General features: G+C 40.4%; 29 protein-coding genes and 1 pseudogene. 8 read left to right on the top strand and 22 right to left on the bottom strand.

Annotation, left to right across the window (positions count from 1 at the left end; all coding sequences use genetic code 11):
• Nucleotides 1-13: 13 nt before the first annotated feature.
• The 11 genes from I4V84_RS11670 to I4V84_RS11715 all read right to left on the bottom strand — a co-directional run bounded on the left by I4V84_RS11670 (nt 14) and on the right by I4V84_RS11715 (nt 6,700).
• The gene (locus I4V84_RS11670; RefSeq protein ID WP_195992102.1) at nt 14-385 is read right to left on the bottom strand and encodes a helix-turn-helix domain-containing protein; all 372 of its coding nucleotides are present in this window, start codon (nt 383-385) and stop codon (nt 14-16) included.
• Nucleotides 382-630: a hypothetical protein gene (locus tag I4V84_RS11675; protein ID WP_195992110.1), complete on the bottom strand. Its 249-nt coding sequence runs from the start codon at nt 628-630 to the stop codon at nt 382-384. Before I4V84_RS11675 ends, I4V84_RS11670 begins: the two co-directional genes overlap by 4 nt.
• Nucleotides 627-923, bottom strand: a complete 297-nt coding sequence (locus I4V84_RS19665) for a hypothetical protein (protein WP_207748662.1) — start codon at nt 921-923, stop codon at nt 627-629. The genes I4V84_RS11675 and I4V84_RS19665 overlap by 4 nt, the downstream gene beginning before the upstream one ends.
• Before the next feature lie 4 nt (nt 924-927).
• The gene (locus I4V84_RS11680; protein WP_195992112.1) at nt 928-1,383 is read right to left on the bottom strand and encodes a hypothetical protein; all 456 of its coding nucleotides are present in this window, start codon (nt 1,381-1,383) and stop codon (nt 928-930) included.
• Nucleotides 1,380-3,854, bottom strand: coding sequence for a ParB/RepB/Spo0J family partition protein (locus I4V84_RS11685; RefSeq protein ID WP_195992114.1), 2,475 nt, complete (start codon nt 3,852-3,854; stop codon nt 1,380-1,382). The genes I4V84_RS11680 and I4V84_RS11685 overlap by 4 nt, the downstream gene beginning before the upstream one ends.
• Nucleotides 3,830-4,636 (bottom strand): ParA family protein, encoded by an 807-nt coding sequence (locus tag I4V84_RS11690; RefSeq protein WP_195992116.1) that lies wholly within the window; start codon nt 4,634-4,636, stop codon nt 3,830-3,832. Before I4V84_RS11690 ends, I4V84_RS11685 begins: the two co-directional genes overlap by 25 nt.
• Nucleotides 4,637-4,654: 18 nt before the next feature.
• Nucleotides 4,655-4,879 carry a hypothetical protein gene (locus I4V84_RS11695; protein ID WP_195992118.1) on the bottom strand — a complete coding sequence of 75 codons (225 nt, stop codon included), beginning with the start codon at nt 4,877-4,879 and terminating at the stop codon, nt 4,655-4,657.
• The gene (locus tag I4V84_RS11700; RefSeq protein WP_195992120.1) at nt 4,869-5,294 is read right to left on the bottom strand and encodes an RNase H family protein; all 426 of its coding nucleotides are present in this window, start codon (nt 5,292-5,294) and stop codon (nt 4,869-4,871) included. Before I4V84_RS11700 ends, I4V84_RS11695 begins: the two co-directional genes overlap by 11 nt.
• Nucleotides 5,295-5,313: 19 nt before the next feature.
• On the bottom strand, nt 5,314-6,075 hold the full coding sequence (locus I4V84_RS11705) for a hypothetical protein (protein WP_195992122.1): 762 nt from the start codon (nt 6,073-6,075) through the stop codon (nt 5,314-5,316).
• A gap of 169 nt (nt 6,076-6,244) precedes the next feature.
• On the bottom strand, nt 6,245-6,475 hold the full coding sequence (locus I4V84_RS11710; protein ID WP_195992125.1) for a hypothetical protein: 231 nt from the start codon (nt 6,473-6,475) through the stop codon (nt 6,245-6,247).
• Nucleotides 6,476-6,496: 21 nt separating this feature from the next.
• Nucleotides 6,497-6,700, bottom strand: a complete 204-nt coding sequence (locus tag I4V84_RS11715) for a hypothetical protein (protein ID WP_195992127.1) — start codon at nt 6,698-6,700, stop codon at nt 6,497-6,499.
• A 214-nt stretch (nt 6,701-6,914) separates the two neighbouring features.
• Here I4V84_RS11715 and I4V84_RS11720 point away from each other — a divergent pair, with 214 nt between their 5' ends.
• Nucleotides 6,915-7,238 carry a hypothetical protein gene (locus I4V84_RS11720; RefSeq protein WP_173718574.1) on the top strand — a complete coding sequence of 108 codons (324 nt, stop codon included), beginning with the start codon at nt 6,915-6,917 and terminating at the stop codon, nt 7,236-7,238.
• Nucleotides 7,239-7,255: 17 nt separating this feature from the next.
• Here I4V84_RS11720 and I4V84_RS11725 read toward each other — a convergent pair whose 3' ends face one another.
• Genes I4V84_RS11725 through I4V84_RS11740 form a run of 4 tightly spaced genes read right to left on the bottom strand, consistent with a single transcriptional unit; the run spans nt 7,256 to nt 8,406 of the window.
• Entirely contained in the window at nt 7,256-7,636 is a 381-nt protein-coding gene (locus I4V84_RS11725; protein WP_195992129.1) for a helix-turn-helix transcriptional regulator, read from the bottom strand.
• A 46-nt stretch (nt 7,637-7,682) separates the two neighbouring features.
• Nucleotides 7,683-8,009 (bottom strand): hypothetical protein, encoded by a 327-nt coding sequence (locus I4V84_RS11730; protein WP_195992131.1) that lies wholly within the window; start codon nt 8,007-8,009, stop codon nt 7,683-7,685.
• A gap of 31 nt (nt 8,010-8,040) precedes the next feature.
• On the bottom strand, nt 8,041-8,241 hold the full coding sequence (locus I4V84_RS11735; RefSeq protein WP_195992132.1) for a hypothetical protein: 201 nt from the start codon (nt 8,239-8,241) through the stop codon (nt 8,041-8,043).
• An 18-nt stretch (nt 8,242-8,259) separates the two neighbouring features.
• Nucleotides 8,260-8,406 (bottom strand): hypothetical protein, encoded by a 147-nt coding sequence (locus I4V84_RS11740; RefSeq protein ID WP_173771043.1) that lies wholly within the window; start codon nt 8,404-8,406, stop codon nt 8,260-8,262.
• A 485-nt stretch (nt 8,407-8,891) separates the two neighbouring features.
• Between I4V84_RS11740 and I4V84_RS11745 the strand changes: the two genes are divergently transcribed.
• Entirely contained in the window at nt 8,892-9,293 is a 402-nt protein-coding gene (locus tag I4V84_RS11745; RefSeq protein WP_195992133.1) for a helix-turn-helix transcriptional regulator, read from the top strand.
• On the opposite strand, the gene I4V84_RS11750 is transcribed toward I4V84_RS11745, so the two are convergent.
• Both I4V84_RS11750 and I4V84_RS11755 read right to left on the bottom strand, forming a co-directional pair.
• The gene (locus I4V84_RS11750; protein ID WP_195992134.1) at nt 9,290-9,436 is read right to left on the bottom strand and encodes a hypothetical protein; all 147 of its coding nucleotides are present in this window, start codon (nt 9,434-9,436) and stop codon (nt 9,290-9,292) included. The two genes, I4V84_RS11745 and I4V84_RS11750, sit on opposite strands and share 4 nt — an antisense overlap.
• 184 nt (nt 9,437-9,620) lie before the next feature.
• Nucleotides 9,621-9,818, bottom strand: coding sequence for a helix-turn-helix transcriptional regulator (locus I4V84_RS11755; protein WP_195992135.1), 198 nt, complete (start codon nt 9,816-9,818; stop codon nt 9,621-9,623).
• Between the two features lie 81 nt (nt 9,819-9,899).
• Between I4V84_RS11755 and I4V84_RS11760 the strand changes: the two genes are divergently transcribed.
• The 4 genes from I4V84_RS11760 to I4V84_RS11775 all read left to right on the top strand — a co-directional run bounded on the left by I4V84_RS11760 (nt 9,900) and on the right by I4V84_RS11775 (nt 13,020).
• Nucleotides 9,900-10,892, top strand: coding sequence for an exonuclease domain-containing protein (locus I4V84_RS11760; protein WP_195992137.1), 993 nt, complete (start codon nt 9,900-9,902; stop codon nt 10,890-10,892).
• Nucleotides 10,893-10,911: 19 nt separating this feature from the next.
• Nucleotides 10,912-11,196 carry a hypothetical protein gene (locus I4V84_RS11765; protein WP_195992140.1) on the top strand — a complete coding sequence of 95 codons (285 nt, stop codon included), beginning with the start codon at nt 10,912-10,914 and terminating at the stop codon, nt 11,194-11,196.
• On the top strand, nt 11,196-11,792 hold the full coding sequence (locus I4V84_RS11770) for a hypothetical protein (protein WP_195992142.1): 597 nt from the start codon (nt 11,196-11,198) through the stop codon (nt 11,790-11,792). Before I4V84_RS11765 ends, I4V84_RS11770 begins: the two co-directional genes overlap by 1 nt.
• A gap of 163 nt (nt 11,793-11,955) precedes the next feature.
• Nucleotides 11,956-13,020, top strand: coding sequence for a tyrosine-type recombinase/integrase (locus I4V84_RS11775; RefSeq protein WP_195992144.1), 1,065 nt, complete (start codon nt 11,956-11,958; stop codon nt 13,018-13,020).
• Nucleotides 13,021-13,229: 209 nt separating this feature from the next.
• Here I4V84_RS11775 and I4V84_RS11780 read toward each other — a convergent pair whose 3' ends face one another.
• Together I4V84_RS11780 and I4V84_RS11785 are read right to left on the bottom strand one after the other, a co-directional pair.
• Nucleotides 13,230-14,240, bottom strand: a complete 1,011-nt coding sequence (locus I4V84_RS11780; RefSeq protein ID WP_118581437.1) for a GGGtGRT protein — start codon at nt 14,238-14,240, stop codon at nt 13,230-13,232.
• A 27-nt stretch (nt 14,241-14,267) separates the two neighbouring features.
• Entirely contained in the window at nt 14,268-14,960 is a 693-nt protein-coding gene (locus I4V84_RS11785) for an iron-sulfur cluster assembly scaffold protein (protein ID WP_118581434.1), read from the bottom strand.
• Between the two features lie 271 nt (nt 14,961-15,231).
• Between I4V84_RS11785 and I4V84_RS11790 the strand changes: the two genes are divergently transcribed.
• Nucleotides 15,232-15,975 carry a TraX family protein gene (locus I4V84_RS11790; RefSeq protein WP_195992146.1) on the top strand — a complete coding sequence of 248 codons (744 nt, stop codon included), beginning with the start codon at nt 15,232-15,234 and terminating at the stop codon, nt 15,973-15,975.
• A 59-nt stretch (nt 15,976-16,034) separates the two neighbouring features.
• Here I4V84_RS11790 and I4V84_RS20605 read toward each other — a convergent pair whose 3' ends face one another.
• A complete protein-coding gene (locus I4V84_RS20605; protein ID WP_306797080.1) occupies nt 16,035-16,196 on the bottom strand; it encodes a DUF6783 domain-containing protein in 162 nt (53 codons plus the stop codon).
• Between I4V84_RS20605 and I4V84_RS20610 the strand changes: the two are divergent.
• Nucleotides 16,134-16,460: pseudogene (locus tag I4V84_RS20610) on the top strand (DUF6783 domain-containing protein); the annotation flags it as partial. The gene I4V84_RS20605 and the pseudogene I4V84_RS20610 sit on opposite strands and share 63 nt — an antisense overlap.
• A 499-nt stretch (nt 16,461-16,959) precedes the next feature.
• On the opposite strand, the gene I4V84_RS11800 reads toward I4V84_RS20610, so the two are convergent.
• Both I4V84_RS11800 and I4V84_RS11805 read right to left on the bottom strand, forming a co-directional pair.
• On the bottom strand, nt 16,960-19,020 hold the full coding sequence (locus I4V84_RS11800; protein WP_195992150.1) for a DNA topoisomerase: 2,061 nt from the start codon (nt 19,018-19,020) through the stop codon (nt 16,960-16,962).
• Nucleotide 19,021: 1 nt separating this feature from the next.
• On the bottom strand, nt 19,022-19,777 hold the full coding sequence (locus I4V84_RS11805) for a formate/nitrite transporter family protein (RefSeq protein WP_118581426.1): 756 nt from the start codon (nt 19,775-19,777) through the stop codon (nt 19,022-19,024).
• Between the last annotated feature and the right edge of the window lie 32 nt (nt 19,778-19,809).

The raw sequence follows: 19,809 nt of genomic DNA on the forward strand, positions 1-19,809 counted from the left end.
AACCTCCTATTTTTTATTCATCAAAGATATCGCAATCCGTAGCCTCTTCTTTCATCCCTGCTATCGGTTTGCCCTTTACATATTTGTCACAGTCAATTGCGCTGCAGCCCCTTGAATGTCCGGTTTTGCATATATAGTCACAGTTTCCAAGATTAGGATTAAGTTGTCTGTATATACAGCTTGAACATTTTTTTCGACTTGTTTTCTTTTCTCCTCTTATTACCTCTGGCTTTATGCCTCGTTTTCTGAGCCAATATCCGATAGTTGCAGACCAGGTTCCGAATTTTTCCGCAATTTCCTTCTGCGTACATCCAGATTTCACCATCTTTATAATTTCTTTCTTATGTGCGTCTAATTCGTTTATTTTGTTTTTATACTCTTTCACAGTATCACCTCTGCATCTGATGGCATTTTAAAGATTTTGATCTTTTCTGGATGCTGAGCTGCAACCTGTATGGCACAGAGAGCACGAACAGCCTTTGGCTCTGTGCTATATTCTCCCAGGATAGTTCCTTTCTTTTTGTCTTTGGTGTGTGCCAGTATCTGATATGAGCCGGTTGGTGTGAGAACTGTAGTCACTTCTTTTTCAGTCATATCTATCAGCTGATTTCTCAGTGTTCGGATTTTCATTTCTGTACTTTTCTCCTTTCAGCTAATATTCGTGTTGTGTTAACAAGATTCTCTGTATTCCGTTCATATTCTATCATTTCTTTCCGGACAGCTTTAATCAACGCAAGTAGTACTTTTTTAATTTCAGCAGTCCCTACGCGTGTACAATACTCTTTCGCATTCTGATCTATAGCCTTGATCTTTATATATTCAGATTGTCTTATCATTGACTTGATGATTCTCTTCTTCATCTGTTCTGGCGGTTTCTTCCCATACATTTTTTTATATTTCTTTTTCAGTATCCTTAGCTTCATCTTTTTACACCTTTTCTCTGTTAAGCCCCAGTTCTTCATAAATGTTATAATTGGCCAGATCTTCAAACTCCACTTCAATATCCATATCTCTTTTTGCATATTCATAAGCTTTCGCCACTCCTATGCGATTCACATACTCCATTGCTGATTTCCAATTATCCAGGAATTTTTTATTTGCTTTCGTGAATCCCCATGAAAACTTTATCGCGTAAATAGAGATGATTATATTTGTGATCGTTATATAGTCTTCTGCCCGTTCCAGTTTCTCCTGGGCTTCACGGATGCAGGCGTCCGTTTCCTGCTCCGTTATTTCATCCTCTCTCGCTTTCAGGTAATTCTGCAGAATCATTGACTGTTGCCCTGTCAGTCCTGCAACCTGGCCAAGCTGCATCTTAAAGTTCAATGGGAGTCTGCATTTTTCCTGTTCTCTGGCCTTACGTCTCATTTCTGCCCTGTTCATTTGCTTTCCCTCTGTACTTCCTTTAAGAATTCAACCAATTCGCTTTCACTATTTGGGAATTTATTGTATCTTCCATGCTGTGTCCATTTAGGTATTCCTGATTTTCTTTCCGGTTCAGGTCCTCCGATCAAATGCATGTAATATGATTCTGTATTATCTGATACCCACTGGCTATGAACAGTATCCCGATCATATTCTTCTGCAATAAGTCTTGCACCATTTGCGAAATCATATTTGTAGTATCTGGCGCCAATATGTTCATCTGTATACCAAAGTCCCCAGGCTTTATAATTTCTCAGCCATTCCTTACGCTGATCATTATTTTTCATAACAGGAAGCGGTAGTTGCTCCGCTGTTTCTTCTTTGGCTCTCTCATCTGAGTCCAGACATGTGCTTATTAGATTTCTAAGCAATCTCAATCCTGCCACGTTCATCTGGGCTTTCTGTAATACATTAACTGGGAATCCTGATTCTTCTGCTGCCACAAACTTTATTTCTTCCAGGTCTTTTTCTTCTTTCTTTAAATATCTCAAAATATTTTCCAGAGTCGGAACCGGAATATCTTTCAAATCATCCGGCCATGCATCCGGTGCAAGATTACTAATCTCAGGCAATAAATCTTGCTCGCTTTGATCCAGATCCTGCTGCCTTTCATCCGCGTTTTCTGCTGCCGGTTGGCAGCGCTTTGACATGTCCGAATCGGACACATTTTCTGCTGTCTCTTCCACTGTTTTGGATTGGGCTGCTTCTGCTTTCTCCATAGCAATCTCATTCCACATTTTCTGAATGGAAGCCGCAAGATAAAACCAGTCATAGTTTCCAAGGCATTTATCACCCTCATCCCAAATCTGCACATAATCATCAAACAAATTAGCATGTGCGATTCCAAGCCCAGTATCGAACCACCAGGTTCTTCTGCTGCCTATTTTTTCTTTTAACTCATCCGGGCTTGTCACTACATTTAACACCCTTTTGTGGAAGTCCTGTTTTAACCACTCATTAAAATCGCCTATCAGCTTTCTGGTTAGATTATCAAGATATTTTTTCTCTTTCTCAGATGGTTTTTTTATGTCATCAGTATCTACCACTCTTTTTCTATATTCTTCTTTCATACGTTCTGCAGATACATGGCAGACCTTCTCCCCTTTTTCATTGTAAAATGCAAAATCTTTCTCTTTTGTTCTCTGTACTACTGCAAACTCTGTTCCCATTGCACTGAAGCGTCTGGTTGCTCCTACATACATTTTGAGATAAACATCCTCAAGAAATACCTTTATCATCCTTGCTATGTCCGGCAGAAATACTTCGTTTGCAGCATAATATGGACATTCTTTTTGTGGTTCTGGCATAGGCGCAAGCTTCACCGCCTTTTGTTTCTTTCCATACTTCTCTATCAGTGTTTCAGCCAACTGCTGCCATGTAATCAACTTTTCATCCCCACTACCAGGATTAAACAGGATTCCATTTGATTTTCCCTGATAATTCAAATATCCATTTCTGATCCGCACATCATTGTATATAATGCTGAGCATATAAATGGACATGTTCTTATCCCGCTTTTGGATTCGTTCTGTTGTTGATTTCTTTAAGCTTTCAAAGAATCGCTCGATCTGAATGTCAACATCAATTACCGTTCCATCTTCTGGCGGTCTTCTTCGTCCAATTGCTTCATCAAGTGTCAGCTGTCCAGGAACCTGACGTCCTACTTCCTGTTTTTCTTTCAAAGCTTTAACCTCTGGTAGCGTAATTGTTTCATTCTTTTTGTACAACCCCAGAGCCTCATCCTGGTGTTTATCATCCAGATCTGTCAGTTCCCTTGCCACAGATATATTGATGTTTCCATTTTGAAACTCTTGCATAAACTCCTGACTTAATTTTTTCTGGATTGCATGATATCTTTCTAACTGTGTCCCCGATGTTCCGAGAGTTGCCTGTACCATGCTTCTGGTTGTCCCCTGCAGGTCAACCAGATCGCGAAGCTCCTTAATTACCTCTTCTGTGATAAGCGCCTCCTGCATTTTCTCCCAGTCACTTTTTTCACGGAACCGGTTCGCCTGGATGATTCCCAGCTTATTGATCAGCTGTTCCACTTTTCCATCTTTATCTTCTGGGAACTTTTCTGTATTCAGACTCACTTTGGTATATTTACAGTTAATCTTCCGGAACTCTTCATGCCCCTCTTCCACAAGCATCCTGCAGCACATTGTCCTGCAGTGCCCTGATATAATCCTGTCTTTGCCATTCACGTCCTCAATCAGAACGTCCTGCATAACCCCGAATAAAAGAATTGAGTTCTTCAATCCCTGCAGTTTCTCCGGATCTGTGGAATAGAAATTATCTTTCGATGGCTCCAGTTCAAACGCATCCCGATACACTGTATCACTGATATTCTCAGTCTCCGTGGGCTTTTTACGATTATTTACCATGTCGGCCAGATTGAATGCCATCAGGCTTCCCTCCCTTCCGTCCATTTATCCATCATAACTCCTGCTGCCACCAGATACTCTTTCACCAGGCATTCATAATCTTTTGCGGCTAAAGAACGCGCGGAATACAAAGGGATAGGTTTTCTTGCATAAGTACTCTCTGATACTTTTCTGGAATATCTTATCTTCGTCTTAAGCATTGGATACCCTGCTGCCTCTATCATTTCTGTTCCCTGTGCCTGTGCAAGGTTGTTTTTGTCATATTTTGTGATAAATACCCAGTAATTTTTCAATTCTGGGTTCAGTTCCTCTTTTGTATAACCAATCTGATTCACCAGTTCTGGAAGTCCTTCCGTTGTGTTATCATCAATTTCTACCGGAATCAAAACATCATCACAGGCTGTCAGAGCATTGATCGTTGATACGTTGATATCCGGTGCATTGTCAATTATGCAGAAATCATACTGATCAGCCACACATGCCAGTGCATTTTTTATCCTATACTGCTGCGGTCGTGTCTGATCGAACATTACTTCCTGGTTAGCCATCAAAAGACGCATATTTGCCGGCAATACATCCATGTTATGGAATTCCGTATGTTTGATCAGTTTTTTCATCCAGTCTTCCGGGTGTCTTGCAGTCATGATCCGGTCTATTCCTTCTCCATCCTGTGTTCTGCAGTTCAATCCTCTTGATGCATCTCCCTGCTTATCGTTATCTACGATAAGCACTTTATTCCCCTGGCTTGCCAGAATATAGGCAACACTATTGGTAGTAACGGTCTTGGCCACGCCACCCTTTAAATTAATCACTGCAATTGTTCTCATACTCTTCCTCTTTTCTTTTTATTTTTTCTTATGTACTCTATTTCTCAGTTTTCTGTCTGCTCTTTCCATCCAATCAGGCTTCCCACCTTCCGGTTCATTATCAAAATAGATTTCTCCATCATCATCTCTGTAATAGTGAAAATGCATACCTGCTTTTGTTATTGTTCCAAGATATGTCATTGCCCTTGGATCCTGTTCTGTGCGCAGACTCCATCCTTTTCCCCACAATTCTTTAGTTTCCACGTTTTATCATCTCCTCCTGGAGCCATTGCGAATATGAATGTACTCCGGCCAACGAAGAAACTTTCAGTTTCAACCGGTTAATTACTTCATACACCTTTTTCCATTCATCTGCATTTTTGATATCTTTTCCCTTTGTATCTTTAAAGGCATCTGCTGCCAGATCTGAGATTCTCAATACTCTGGAGGTCACGAAGGTATCTCTGGTATATATGCAAATATCACAGGTAGAACGAAATCTCGAAAGGGCTTCTATAAGTGCCTGTAAGTTACACTGATGATATGTACTACTACTATTTCCGAAACCTTCTCTGGTCTCAGTCCTGCCAGCGTACACGGCTTCTATTACATATCCGTATCTGCGCTGAACTCTCGCCTGGCACTGTTTATCTGTTTCCAGATAAATATTGACTTTCACAGCTTGATTCCCCCTTTCTTTAAATTCGTCTGTTCAATCTGATCAATGTGTAATGGCGGTAATTGTGCCCAGTTACCGGATTTTTTCCCTCAAAGAGCTCTGCTATGTAGTAGCCTTTCTTAGGCTTCACTTTCTTAGGCCAACGTTTCAGCTCCTCTGGCTTTGGCTCTGGAAGCGGCATATTCCTGGAATGGCTGTAGTTTGCTTCACTAAGTCTGGGCTTTGCCAGGGTTCCGTCTTTTTTCTTTTCCCTGGTTTTCTCATCCTTGGTGATGTAATCAGCCAGCTTCTGGAAATCCTCTTCCGGGCACTTACTCTTCCTGATCTGAGTTACATATACTCCACCATAGGGCCAAGCCCTTTCAACAAGACTTGCCGTATTTCCAATATCGTTGATAATACAATGTATATGCCAGGCTCCCTTCGTCCCCCGCTCAATGTTCCGGATCCAGAAGAGCACCCTGCCTTTTTTCCTGTAAATCTTTCTTAGCTTGTCCATCATTTTCAAAAACTGCTTCTTGGCAGTGTCCATATCTGGAGGTCTGTTCTCTGGCTTGTATGTAAATGTCACCCACAGATCACCTGGTGAAAAATATTCCATCAGTCTGAGTCTTGCCCTCTTGGATTTATTCCAGGCGTTTACTCTCTGAACATCTTCAGGAGTGAGCTTTCTCTTAGGCAGTCTCTTCTTCCCCTTAGCTCCATACTTGCCATCATAATTCTCTTCCACATACAGGATATCCTTCTTCTGCAGATACCAGGTTTTACGCTTTGTTTTCATACCAAAAGGCTCCTAAGTTTAATATCTTAATCGAGTACTAAACAGGGGAATTTCACCCCTGATTTTTCATGTATTCTTGACTTTTTAGTGGCCCAATGATATTATGTAATTGGTTGATTACATATGGACCTGAGTCGATGCACCCCTTGCATCGGCTCTTTTCTTTAGTTTACATAACTTTCTTTTTTCTGATCTGTTCCAGCTCTTTTTCAACATCTTTTCCGCTGTATTCTGCCAGAAGCTTTCCAGAGATGTTATAAGTCCACTTGGTGGACTTGGTGGACATCTTAATTGCTATTCCAATCGGCAGTTTTCCCTGCTGCATCGCAACACGTACAAACTGAGGGGACGTATTGAGAATTTCAGCAGCTTCAACTGGTAATATTTTCCCTGTGTTCATTTTTCGCATCCTGCTTTCTTATTATTCCATTGATAAATCCGTAATCGGTACATTTGAAATAACCTCTGATTGATCCTGCTGCCCCCATGTGATTTCGATTGTCATATGAGGGCTCTTTCTGGTGTTTTTCACCTGTCTCTCCATTTTTCTAATGAGTTTGCTCAAGAAGCCATCCTGCAGTGCTATCTCATGAGGTATTTTGCATACGATTTTTATATGTTCCATCTTTACACCATCCTTTTCTTCCCATCACTTTTAACCAGCAGCTTTCGCTATAGCCAAAACTAATGCGATTATTGAAATTACTAATGAAATTGTTTGTAGCTTCATTCTCTCACCTCGTTTTCTGTCGATATATCTCTACTTTTTTCCTTTCTATGGTAATTTATTTCATACTGTGTTAAGATTTCCCTACCCTAAATAGAAAGGAGGAATCACTATGGATGATTTAACCAGAGAACAGCAGAAACTTCTTACCTCTATGTACAAAGAAGTTTTAAGCCGCCAGCCCGCTGTATCCTTTGACGAAGCAAATTACTTTGCTAATTCAGATGTAGTTATGGAACATTTCTATCCCGACTCTGATTCTGATCATGTATCTTCTCTTTGCTGGTCACTTGCTTCTGCCGGATACATCACTTGCGAACCTGGCGAAGATCTTGCCAATGAGATCAAGCTCACCGATAAGACAATCATTTACATGGAAAACAAATTTAAAAATGGTCTTAAGAGTGTCCTTGAGTTCCTGGCACAATTCAAATGAGTTTTTGGCCAGCCGCCTTATTCCGGCTGGCCATTCTCATAATATGCTGCATGTACATGCTCCGATGTTTTGTGAAAATTTAAAGCATATGCCACATCTTTTGTATAAGTACATGGTGGACAATCACCCTTTCTCTTTGGATTTTTGTAACATGTATTTTTCTTGCAGGTTGGAACATTTCCATCACAAAGATATAAAACCCTTTTCTGCTCTTCTCCCAACAAGTACTCCATGTTCGTTTTGAACATTCGAGATATCTTTTTCAACTTTTGGCTTGGAATATCTTTCTTTTCATTAATCCAGTTGTAATATGTTTTGTGAGATACTCCTAATTGCGAAGCAAGCTGCTCCTGCGTCAGCCCTTTTCGAACTCTTTCTGTTTCAATATTAGTTAACATTTTATTTTTCCTCGCTTTCTTTTATTGACTTTTCTTATCCGCTCTCCTATTCTTGAGTTACAGGACACTGCCATGTCTGATGGGTAATTTCTATCATGCCAAGTGCTTCCAGACTTTTATAGCTGGCTACAATTTGCATCTGAGCTATTCGCATATTTCCCAAGATCTTATCCATTTCAAATCCATCTACCTCAAATTTCTTTTCAATACTTCCATCTGCTGAATATTTGAATTTAATTTCTGTCAGAGTACTAAGCTGTCCTGCAAGATCTATTATTTTATTTTTCTTTTCTTCAATGTTCTCTAATGTTTTCTCTATTTCTCTGACATCTTTGATTTCTCTTGCATTGATTCTAAATCCAAATAATTTCATTTCTTTCTCACCTTACTTTCTTGTCTTGTTTCTACTGTCCTGAATACTTATGAAGCGCAAACCAAGAGATAAACAGCATGGCAGTTATTCTTATTGCAGTAAGGGTAACTGCCATTTTGGTTATTGCTTCTTTTTCTTCTCTGACAAGCTTTTGCGTCTGCTTCCAGATTCTGTCATCGTGATATCTTACAAATCCTTCAAGTGCAAATCTCCTGTCTCGTTCACTTTCCATCTTTTCACCTCGCTTCTGTTATCCTGCTTTCTGGGTTTCTACTTCCATTGCATCTCTGGCTCTCAGGAGTTCTGAGTTATTCTCCATCAACTTAAGGCTTACAATATCCATCTGTTTCAGATTCTGTACGATTACTGTGATACGTTCTTTCTTTTCTTTGGTCATATTTTTCGCCTACCTTTCTGTCAAACTTGACTTTCTTTTTATTCTCTCCTATCCTTTAGGTACAGGGCACTGGCATGCCCGAGTATATAGAAAGGAGTATAGCTATGTCGCATCATTTTTTATTTGACTCTGAACAAGAACAACAAGAATTTAATGATCTAGTTAAAAAAGAAGCTCATCGTCAATATTTTTATCAAAATCATCTGTCTATTATTTCAATAATCATCAGTATAATTGCCTTGATTGTCGCAATTTTTAAATAGCAGCTTTTGCTATAGCTATTGCAAGCGCGATTATTGAAATTACTAATGAAATTATTTGTAGCTTCATCTTCTCACCTCACTTTATGTTATCTATGTGACTATTATACGTCACGTTGTTTCTGTTGTCAACTTTATTTTGTTATCTTTGTGACGTTTTTTGTATTGACTTTCATTTGATGTGGTGCTATTCTGGTCTTATCAAATTAAAGAGGAGGTGTGAAAATGACGCAGGGCGAAAGAGTCAAGACTGTTCGCAAATCCAAAGAAATGACAATGGAAGAATTTGGTAAAAGATTAGGCGTGACTAGAACTGCTATTTCTAATATTGAAAAAGGTTACCGTGGACTTACTGAGCAAATGCTGAAATCTATTTGCCGTGAATTTAGTGTAGATGAGGAATGGCTGCGAACTGGAGACGGTGATATGCCCCAGAAGCTTTCTGAAGAAGAAGAGGTTGCTGCTCTGGTCAGCGATCTGCTGGAAGACGGGCGAGAAAATCCATTTTTCGGAATTATCCTTGAGATTGTACAGACGTATAATGAACTTTCTCCGGCCAGCCAGAAGGTGCTCCAGGAAGCCAGTAAGAAGTTAGTGGAAAATTTAAGCAAAAAGAAAGAGGGCTAACGCCCCCTCTTCTCTCCGAGATGTTTACGGTCTAAGTGTTTTCGGATAATCACGCTCAATTGTTTTAAAAATATTTCATCTGATTCATCCAGCTTGGCCAGCATTTCATTGATATACTGCTTTGTTTCTTCCACTTTCCTCATATGTATAGCCCCTCCGTTCTCGTTTGTTCGAACGTTTGTTTGTTTTTAATATACACCATTTATATTTGGAGTGCAATATATTTCACAAACATTTGTTCGTTCAACATTATCTTTTATACTTATTATACGATAAACAGAGGGATTAATTTTGCTTGAAAACACAATCGTCCAGTGTACTGGACACTTATTTGTACGGTGAATCAAACAGATCTACCATCCCGACTTTCAGAGCCTTGGCAATCCTTTCTAAGTTGTCCAGAGTCGGCGAATACTTCTCGATCATAATATTGTTGATCGTGGATTTCGGGATCCCGGTCATGTTCGACAGCTGCCGTACAGATACATTTTTCTCATACATGACTTGTGTAAGTAGTATTTTCATAAAACTATTATTTGCAAAAATTCTTTATATATACTCTGCTGATTGCCTTTTTGCAACCCACAGCTGCTAACGGAGGAACATATGCCTATTAATACTACTCTTTCAACTAATCCTTTAAAAAGGACTCGTGAAGAAAAGGGAAAAAGTCTTATAGAGTTTCCAGAAGATTACTGTGTTGTAGACATTGAGACGACTGGTTTTTCCCCTGAATGGGATACAATTATTGAAATCGGAGCATTAAAATTTAGAAACGGGATTCAGGTTGATTCTTTTTCTTCTCTCCTTAAACCTAATGGTTTTCGTGAGAATGTGCCTTATTTAAACGACTACATTGTTAGTCTCACCGGTATTACAGATGATATGTTGGCAATTGCTCCATCTACCTCATCTGTAATATCTGAATTTCGTAACTTTTTAGGCACTGATATAATCATTGGCCATAATGTAAATTTTGATGTCAACTTTTTATATGATAATTCCATTGATTGTGGTCTTCCAACCTTATCTAATGATTTTGTTGATACAATGCGAATTTCCAAAAAGCTTCATCCAGAATTTCCACACCATAGATTAGCCGATCTCGCAAACTATTACTGTATTGATACTTCAGGAGCTCATCGATCATTGGTGGACGTAACCATTACTGCAAAATGTTATTCATGCATTCAGCAGGAAATAAGCACACGTTATCAATCTCTTGATGAATTTAATCGTTCAAGGAAAAGAAATCATTTCAATGTATATGCGCGTGATATATCAGCCAAAGTGGAAGTGTTTGATACCGACAATCCATTTTATAATAAAACCTGTGTTTTCACTGGTGTTCTTGAAAAAATGGTTCGTAAAGATGCGATGCAGATAGTTGCTGATCTTGGTGGAATAAATGCCGATACTGTAACCAAGAAGACAAATTTTTTAATTCTTGGAAATAACGACTATTGTAAATCTATTAAAGGCGGAAAAAGTTCTAAACATAAAAAAGCTGAAAAATATAAAGCTGATGGTTTAGATATCGAAATCATTCCTGAAAATGTATTTTACGATATGATTTCTGATTTCTTAAACAATACATAATTGTTGTCGGAGGTGCAAAATGGACAACGAATACACTTCTTTTAAAAATTCAACTGAAAGAGATGAGTTTTTAAAAAAGTATAAATTATTATCTCAAAACCCACGCAAAGAAAAAATTTTTTATTATAAAGGTAGATACGTATCAGAGCCAACCATGTGCTCAATTTTAGGATACTATCGTGAATATAGTGGTTCAGCTACTCTGGTTATTGATTATGGACAAGGTCCACATTTTATCCTAAGTGATTACTTAAAACAAATGCAATCATCAACCTTTGATGTTAATAGCATTGAGGAGGTATAATGCAACAGTTAAGCCTGTTTGATACTGTTTTTAAATCTTTTTACGAACAATTGCAAGTCGTAATTGACAATATTATAGCAACTCACGACTTGCCTAATAATTCAATTCATCTATACTCTAACATTTCCTCAAAGGGAGTAAATGCTGGAAAAGAAACGTCAAAATCAATATGTATCTTCGAACCGGAATATCCGCCAAAAGCTTCTACTTCAAAAGCTCCTGGCAAAAACTTTATTATTCTAAAGGTTCAAGAAAACAAAGATTCATCTGTCACTTTGTTTATAAGAAATGAGCAAATGGCTCAAATTACAGTTCCTACTACAGCGACTATAAAAATAGTAAAATCCGATAAAGTGTTTCAGCATGTAATATTTAAAAATAATGATAGCTCTATTTACAGCTTTATACGCGAAAATATTCTATATTGTCTTGCCAATTACAAAGCCACAAGCAGTTTTGGCTGTTGTAGTCGCTTTATAGAATGTTCAAATGCAAAAAGATGTGTTCATGAAAATAAAATTTATTCAATGGGCTGTAAGTATAGAATGAATCTCGATTCAGGAAAGATTTTTTACGGTGAAAATAAAAATATATAATAAAAATCGCCCCGGTGTTACCAGCACCAGAGCGATCTGTTGAATAATTTGCAGTATAAAGAAAACTGCTATAATCATTCCATAGCAAGATTATTATAGCACTTTTCTTTACACCTGCAAAGGTGTATTTTTTATACTCTTTTTTTAGAAGAAAGGTGATGTTATGAAACTTCCAAATGGATTCGGCTCTGTATATAAGCTATCTGGCAGACGCCGGCGGCCATGGGTGGCAGCCAAAACCTTCGGATGGGAATTTGATGAGAAAGGACAAAAGGTAAAGCAGAAGCAACAGGCAATCGGATATTATGCTACCAGACAGGAAGCAATGACTGCTCTTGTACAATACAATGAAAATCCTTATGATCTGAATTTTAATAAGACAACTTTTTCGGAAGTGTACGAAAAATGGTCTGAAGAATATTTCCCCACACTCAGCAATGCTTCCAGCATACGTACAATCACTGCTGCCTACAAGTACTGCACTCCTCTTTATGATATGCGAATAAAAGATGTCCGAGTCGAACATCTTGAAGGAACCATTCATAGTGCAAACGTAGGATCCAGCACTAAGGGACGAATGAAGAGTCTGTTTAACCTTATGTATAAATGGGCTATGAAACATGAACTTGTGGATAAAAATTATGCAGCCTTATGTGATGGTGTTAAAAGAGAACGTCCTACTATTGTCCGCATTCCTTTTTCTGAACAGGAAATTACAGCCCTTATGGAACATCCGGAAATACCATTCGCAGATATGGTCCTGATCGGAATTTATTCCGGATGGCGTCCCCAGGAACTGGCAGTTCTGAAAGTTGCAGATGTAGATCTGGATAATATGACATACACCGGTGGACTAAAAACAGATGCCGGCCGTAACCGCCTGGTTCCAATTCATCCACTGGTTGCTGATCTGGTGCGTAAGAATTATGAGCAAGCAGTCGGTATGGGAAGTAATTATCTTTTCAATGATCCGGACGGTCAGCAGGGCACTTACCTTACATATGACAAATACCGTGGACGTTTCAAGAAGGTTATGGCACGACTGGGAATGGATCACAAGCCCCACGACACCAGACACACTTTTATTACGAAAGCCAAAGAAGCAAATATGAATGAATATATTCTGAAAATGATCGTCGGACATGAAATTGCAGATATCACAGAAAAGATATATACTCACCGTACTGTGGAAGATCTGAAAAGAGAAATGGAAAAGATAACAAAATGATTGGCGGCAGGCATTGTCCTGCTGCTTTTTTCGTGGTAGGTTTGTTAATTACTTGTCAGTTACGCCTGTCAGTTACCTGTTAGTTATTTGTTAGTTACCGCCATTTTTTCATGTATTTTCATGCTGTTTTGCAAGAAATCCCGATAGTAACAAAAATGCCGTAAACCCTGGAGTTTACGGCATTTTCAACGCTTTTACAATTTATATAATCAGAACTTGCCAGCCTTAGCAGCTTCCTCTACAGAAACAGCTACAGCAACAGTAGCACCAACCATCGGGTTGTTACCCATTCCGATAAGACCCATCATCTCAACGTGAGCCGGTACGGAAGAGGATCCAGCGAACTGTGCATCAGAGTGCATACGTCCCATAGTATCTGTCATACCGTAGGAAGCAGGACCTGCTGCCATGTTGTCTGGGTGAAGAGTACGTCCTGTACCACCGCCGGAAGCAACGGAGAAATATTTTTTACCCTGCTCGATACATTCTTTCTTGTATGTACCTGCAACCGGATGCTGGAAACGAGTCGGGTTAGTGGAGTTACCAGTGATGGAAACACCAACGTTCTCGTGATGCATGATAGCAACACCTTCCTGAACATCATCTGCACCGTAGCATTTTACAGTAGCACGAAGTCCGTTTGAATATGGTTTCTCATAGATTACGTTTAATTTAGCTTCTTTGTAATCGTATTTTGTCTCAACAAATGTGAATCCGTTGATACGGGAAATGATCTGGGCAGCATCTTTTCCAAGTCCGTTCAGGATAACACGTAATGGTTTCTGACGTACTTTGTTTGCTTTCTCAGCGATACCGATAGCACCCTCAGCAGCTGCGAAAGACTCATGTCCTGCTAAGAAGCAGAAGCACTCTGTCTCTTCCTCAAGGAGCATTTTACCAAGATTTCCATGTCCAAGACCTACTTTTCTGTGGTCAGCAACAGATCCAGGAATACAGAAAGCCTGAAGTCCTTCTCCGATAGCTGCAGCAGCGTCAGCAGCTCTCTTGCAGCCTTTCTTGATCGCGATTGCAGCACCTACTGTGTAAGCCCATGCAGCATTCTCAAAGCAGATCGGCTGAATTTTCTTAACCTGGTCATATACATCAAGACCAGCGTCTTTTGTGATTTTCTCAGCTTCTTCGATAGAGCTGATTCCATAGCTATTTAATACAGAATTGATCTGAGCAATTCTTCTCTCATATCCTTCAAATAATGCCATTTCTGTTCGTCTCCTTTCGCTTGTGGCTTACTCTTTTCTTGGGTCAATAATCTTAACAGCATCAGCTACACGGCCATACTGACCTTTTGCCTTCTCCCATGCAGTGTTAGGATCATCACCTTTTTTGATAAAGTCAGTCATTTTTCCAAGAGAAACGAACTGATATCCGATTACTTCGTTGTCTTCGTCAAGAGCAATACCTGTTACATAGCCCTCTGCCATTTCCAGGTAACGAACTCCTTTTTCCTTGGTAGCGTACATTGTACCAACCTGGGAACGAAGGCCTTTACCAAGGTCCTCAAGACCTGCACCAACAGCAAGACCGTCATCAGAGAAAGCACTCTGAGTACGTCCGTAAACGATCTGAAGGAACAGTTCTCTCATTGCTGTATTGATTGCATCACAGACAAGGTCTGTATTTAATGCTTCAAGAATTGTCTTACCCTGAAGAACCTCTGCTGCCATAGCTGCAGAATGTGTCATACCGGAGCATCCGATTGTCTCAATAAGGGCTTCCTCGATTACACCATTCTTAACATTTAAGGACAGTTTACAGGCACCCTGCTGAGGAGCACACCAGCCTACACCATGTGTAAAACCAGAGATATCTTCAATTTTCTTTGCATGGACCCACTGGCCTTCTTCCGGGATCGGAGCTGGCTCATGTTTTGCACCCTTAGCTACTGGGCACATGTTTTCAACTTCAGTAGTGTAAATCATTTTAAGACTCCTTTCAGTGTTGATTACTTAATCGTTGTTAAAGACCTAACAACCTAGTGTTATTTTCTCACAAAATCCTTCATTCGTCTAGTCATATTTTGCAAAATTTACGAAAAAGTTGTCGGTACCATTTATTGAACTTGTCTTGTAGAAATTTCATTTTCATGATAAACTACATAAGAACATTCCGATCACAGCTGCCACCTGGAATTTTCATAGCAAAAAACATCCGGAAATACTTTATATTCAAAACAGGAGGACTTACATAGATATGTCATCGCAAACCTCAACTTCTTTTATGCCCGAAAAACTGAGAATCCTAAGCGGAAGTACCCTGAAGATGCTGGCTATGGCGATTATGCTGATCGACCATACCGCTTCTTTCCTTCTGCGTCACTACCCGCCAGCCATTGCACCCTGGTTTCAAATAGGCAGCACCACTTATTCCCTATACCGGGTAATGCGTGATGTGGGGCGTTCAGCTTTCCCTATTTTCTGTTTCCTGCTTGTGGAAGGGTTTCTTCACACCCATAACCGCTTTAAATACGGAAGAAATCTTCTGATTTTCGCCTGTATTTCCGAAATTCCATGGAATTTTGCACAAAATGGCACTCTGCTGTATCCAGATAAGCAGAACGTTTTTTTCACCTTATTTCTGGGATATCTTGCATTCTGCCTGGTCGAACGCTTTGAAAAAAATGCTTCCATGCAGCTTTTCTGCATGTTGTTGCTTCTTGCAGTCTCCTATTTTCTCAAAGCAGATTACGGATATAAAGGCTTTGTATTTCTCCTGATCATGTACTGGCTGCATCAGCACAAATCTGCACAGGCAGTTATTGGAAGCTGCTGGCTGATCTATGAATGGAAGGCTTGCTTTGCTTTTATTCCTTTGAATATGTACAATGAAAAACGGGGATTTATTCAGGGGAAATGGGTAAAATACCTCTTCTATGCTTTTTATCCGGTACATATTGCTATACTGACCGTAATCCGCAAGATGTGGTTTGGAATTTAGAACAGCTATGATATAAAAATCATTTATGGACATGTCCAGAAAAAACGGCTTGACAGAATTCATTTTCTGCCAAGCCATTTTATTATACTAGAGCCTGTTTGAAAAATCATTCCCGCAATCTGCACGCCCCACTTTGCGGGAGATTTCACCCGAATTCGGTTGCCGTAGCCCGCTACGGCGCCCTCATCCGGGCGAAATCTCCCACAAATTGTGACGCACATCTTGCAGAAAGCCTTTTTCAAACACGCTCTAGTTTAATTCTTTGTTACAATCTCGTCTTTATTCTTATAAATGCTGTTTGCCGGAATGCATCCACGTACTGGAGAAAGCGGATAAATGTTAGTGTTTCTTCCGATCACAGTTCCAGGATTCAGCACAGAGCCACAGCCAACTTCTACATGATCTGCCAGCATGGCACCAAACTTCTTAAGTCCTGTCTCAATCTTCTCCTCGCCGTCTTTTACAACAACCAGTTTCTTGTCTGACTTTACATTGGAGCAGATGGAACCTGCACCCATATGGGATTTGTAACCCAGTACAGCGTCTCCTACATAATTGTAATGGGGAACCTGCACATTGTTAAAAAGGACTACATTCTTAAGCTCTGTGGAGTTTCCCACTACACAGCCCTCTCCTACAAGAGCTTTGCCGCGGATAAATGCACAGTGGCGCACTTCTGTATTCTTGCCGATGATGGCTGGTCCGTTAATGCAGGCGGTAGGTGCAACCTTGGCAGATTTCGCAATCCAGATATCCCCCTCCAGATAGTCATATTCATCTGGATCCAATGTTTTTCCCAATTTCACAATGAAATCACCAATCTCCGGAAGAACTTCCCACGGATAGGTTTTCCCCTGGAAAAGCTCTCCTGCGATGGTCTGGGTCATATCCAGCATGTTTGCGATGGTAAAATCTTTTAACATAATACATCCTCCTCATATAAATCTAATTTAATGAATGATTTCCTTTATTCCCCAATCTGTATCAGAGCGTGTTCTGCCTTTTTTTCATAGCAGTTTCCCGCTCCGGCTTCTTATAAAACTGCGCAGCTGCATCAAAAAACTGCCTCAGCGCATACTGAAAATGACTGTCCTCCACCTGTTTGGTACGAATCCTTACAAAGTGCTCCAGCTTATCCATATATTCCTGCTCTGTAATAGATCCCTCTGCTACATAGGTAAGTCCCTTCTCCCAGCTGGCAGTCAGTTCCGGGTTCAGAAGCTGACGGATAGAACAGTTTACCACATCATAAATCATTTCCCCCTGAAGGGTAGGTGTGATCACCTGGGTTTTCTTATTCAGAGACAGATATCTGATATTAAACAGCTTCTTCAAAATCTCTGCTCTGGTGGCGCTGGTACCAATTCCGCTTCCCTTGATCTGTGAACGAAGATCCTCATCCTCGATCAGCTGGCCTGCATTCTCCATTGCCAGGATCATAGAACCGGAATTGTATCGTTTCGGTGGAGATGTCTCTCCTTCCTTGATACCAAGACCATTTATGTTTAGTATATCACCCTTTTTCAGTTTCTGCAATGCAGCTAACAAAGCTTCGTCGCAGGAAACCTCACCTTCTCCTTCACTTTCGGGAGTTTTTCCGGAAGCTTCTGCCATACTCTTTTTTGCAAAAGAATTTGCAGCAATCTTCAGATACCCTTCACTAAGCAAAACTTTAAAAGAAGAAAAGAAAGATTCATTCTCCATTTTCGTCACAAGGCTTACCTTCTGATAAACAGCCGGTGGATAAAAAATGCTTAAAAATCGTCTCACAATCGTCTCATACACCCGCTGTGCTGTCAGAGAAAGTCCCTTTAGTGCGCCAAGTCCCTGGCCAGTAGGAATAATAGCATAATGGTCTGTAATCTGTTTGTCATTGGTGTAACGTGTCTTCGCGATATTTTTGTATGCGCCAAGCTCTAACGCACCTTGCGCAGCTTCCCCGGCCTGAGGATAATTCCGAAGCCCGGAAATATTCTTATAAATCTCCTTTGCCACAGCTGTCGATAAAACTCTGGCATCTGTTCTGGGATATGTGACCAGTTTCTTTTCATAAAGATCCTGCACAATGGAAAGAGTCTCATCCGGACTGATCTTGAACAGTTTGGAACAGACATTCTGAAGCTCTGCCAGATTAAACAGAAGAGGCGGATTCTTATTTTCCTTCTTTCGCTCAATCTTCTCCACCGTACATATAAGAGGCTGCTGTGTACTTAATTCACAGATCAGCTTCTGGGCATTTTCTTTTTTCTTAAAACCATTTTCTTTATATAAAACAGGGGACTGGAAATAGCGGCTGCCTTCTACAGCTCTCCACTCTCCTTCAAAGCTTTCTCCTTCAAGAGCAATGCTGCTCACAACTCTGTAAAAAGGTGTTTTCACAAATGCGCGGATTTCCCGCTCGCGGCGAACTACCATCCCAAGGACACAGGTCATAACCCGTCCAACGGAAATTGCCTGGTATTTGCCTCCAAGATAATTGGTTACGCTGTTTCCATAACGCAAAGTCAGTACACGTGAGAAATTAATTCCCATCAGATAATCTTCTTTTGCCCGAAGATAGGCGGCTGCGGCAAGGTTATCATATTCTGAGATATCCTTTGCCTCACGGATTCCCCGAAGAATCTCTTCTTCAGTCTGGGAGTCGATCCACACACGCTTCTGCGTCTTGTCTTTCACTCCCGCCATCTGTGCTACCAGGCGGTAAATATATTCACCTTCACGCCCGGAGTCGGTACACACATAAATGGTATCAATATCAGGTCTGTTTAAAAGCCCTTTCACGATCTGGAACTGTTTTTCCACGCCAGGTATCACTTCGTATTTAAAATCATGCGGCAAAAAAGGCAGGGTATCTAAACTCCACCTTTTGTATTTCATATCATATTTCTCAGGATAGCTCATGGTGACCAGATGTCCCACACACCAGGTCACCACGCAGGTATCAGACTCGATATAGCCATCCCGTCTTTGTCCGCCAGATTTTAAAGCTTTCGCAAATTCCTGAGCCACGCTGGGCTTCTCTGCTATGTATAAAGCTTTTGACATATTATTTATCTGCGCTCATCTTTCTTAATGGCCATGCCAGTAAAAGAGCACCTCCCACCATATTTCCAATGGTTACGATCAGCATACTCTTCAGCATGAGACCAACGGAAAGGCCATCTACCAGACCAAGGCTTACTACAAAAATTCCCATGTTTGCAATGCAGTGCTCAAATCCGCTGAAAACGAATGCAGAGATACACATTACGATCATAAGGAATTTACCGGTTTCACTTTTCAGCTTAATTCCGCAGAGTACACCAAGACATACGAAGAAGTTACACAAAATTGCACGCATGAACATCTGTCCCATAGGGATCGTCAGCTTGTTGTTAATAAAGCCTGCGAAATAATCTGCTGAGCCGGATGCACCTGCTCCTACAAAAAGAAGCGCCATAATTGCACATCCAACGAAATTGCCAAGGTAGCTTACCAGCCATACCTTGCCTGCATCCCCCCAGGATACACTCTTGTCGAAGGCGCCGAATGCCATTACCATGTTATTACCGGTAAACAGCTCGCCGCCAACCAGGCTGATCAGAAGAACAGCAATGGAGAACACTACAGCTCCAAGAAACTTGCCCCAGGCAGGATCTGATCCTGAAAATACACTTCCTATAACATTGCTGTAAATAACTGCCACATCAATAAAGAAACCAGCCATTACAGCCCGAAGAAAGTACTTCAGGAAATTGCCGTTCAGCAGCCCGATTTTGTTTTTGGCTGCGTTTGAAAGTTTTTGCACATCTTCATAGTTCATAAAAAACACCTCCGTATTGTTTTTTACAATTA

The sequence above is a fragment of the Ruminococcus sp. 1001713B170207_170306_F1 genome (assembly GCF_015668065.1).
Classification (GTDB): Bacteria; Bacillota; Clostridia; order Lachnospirales; family Lachnospiraceae; genus Blautia_A; species Blautia_A faecis.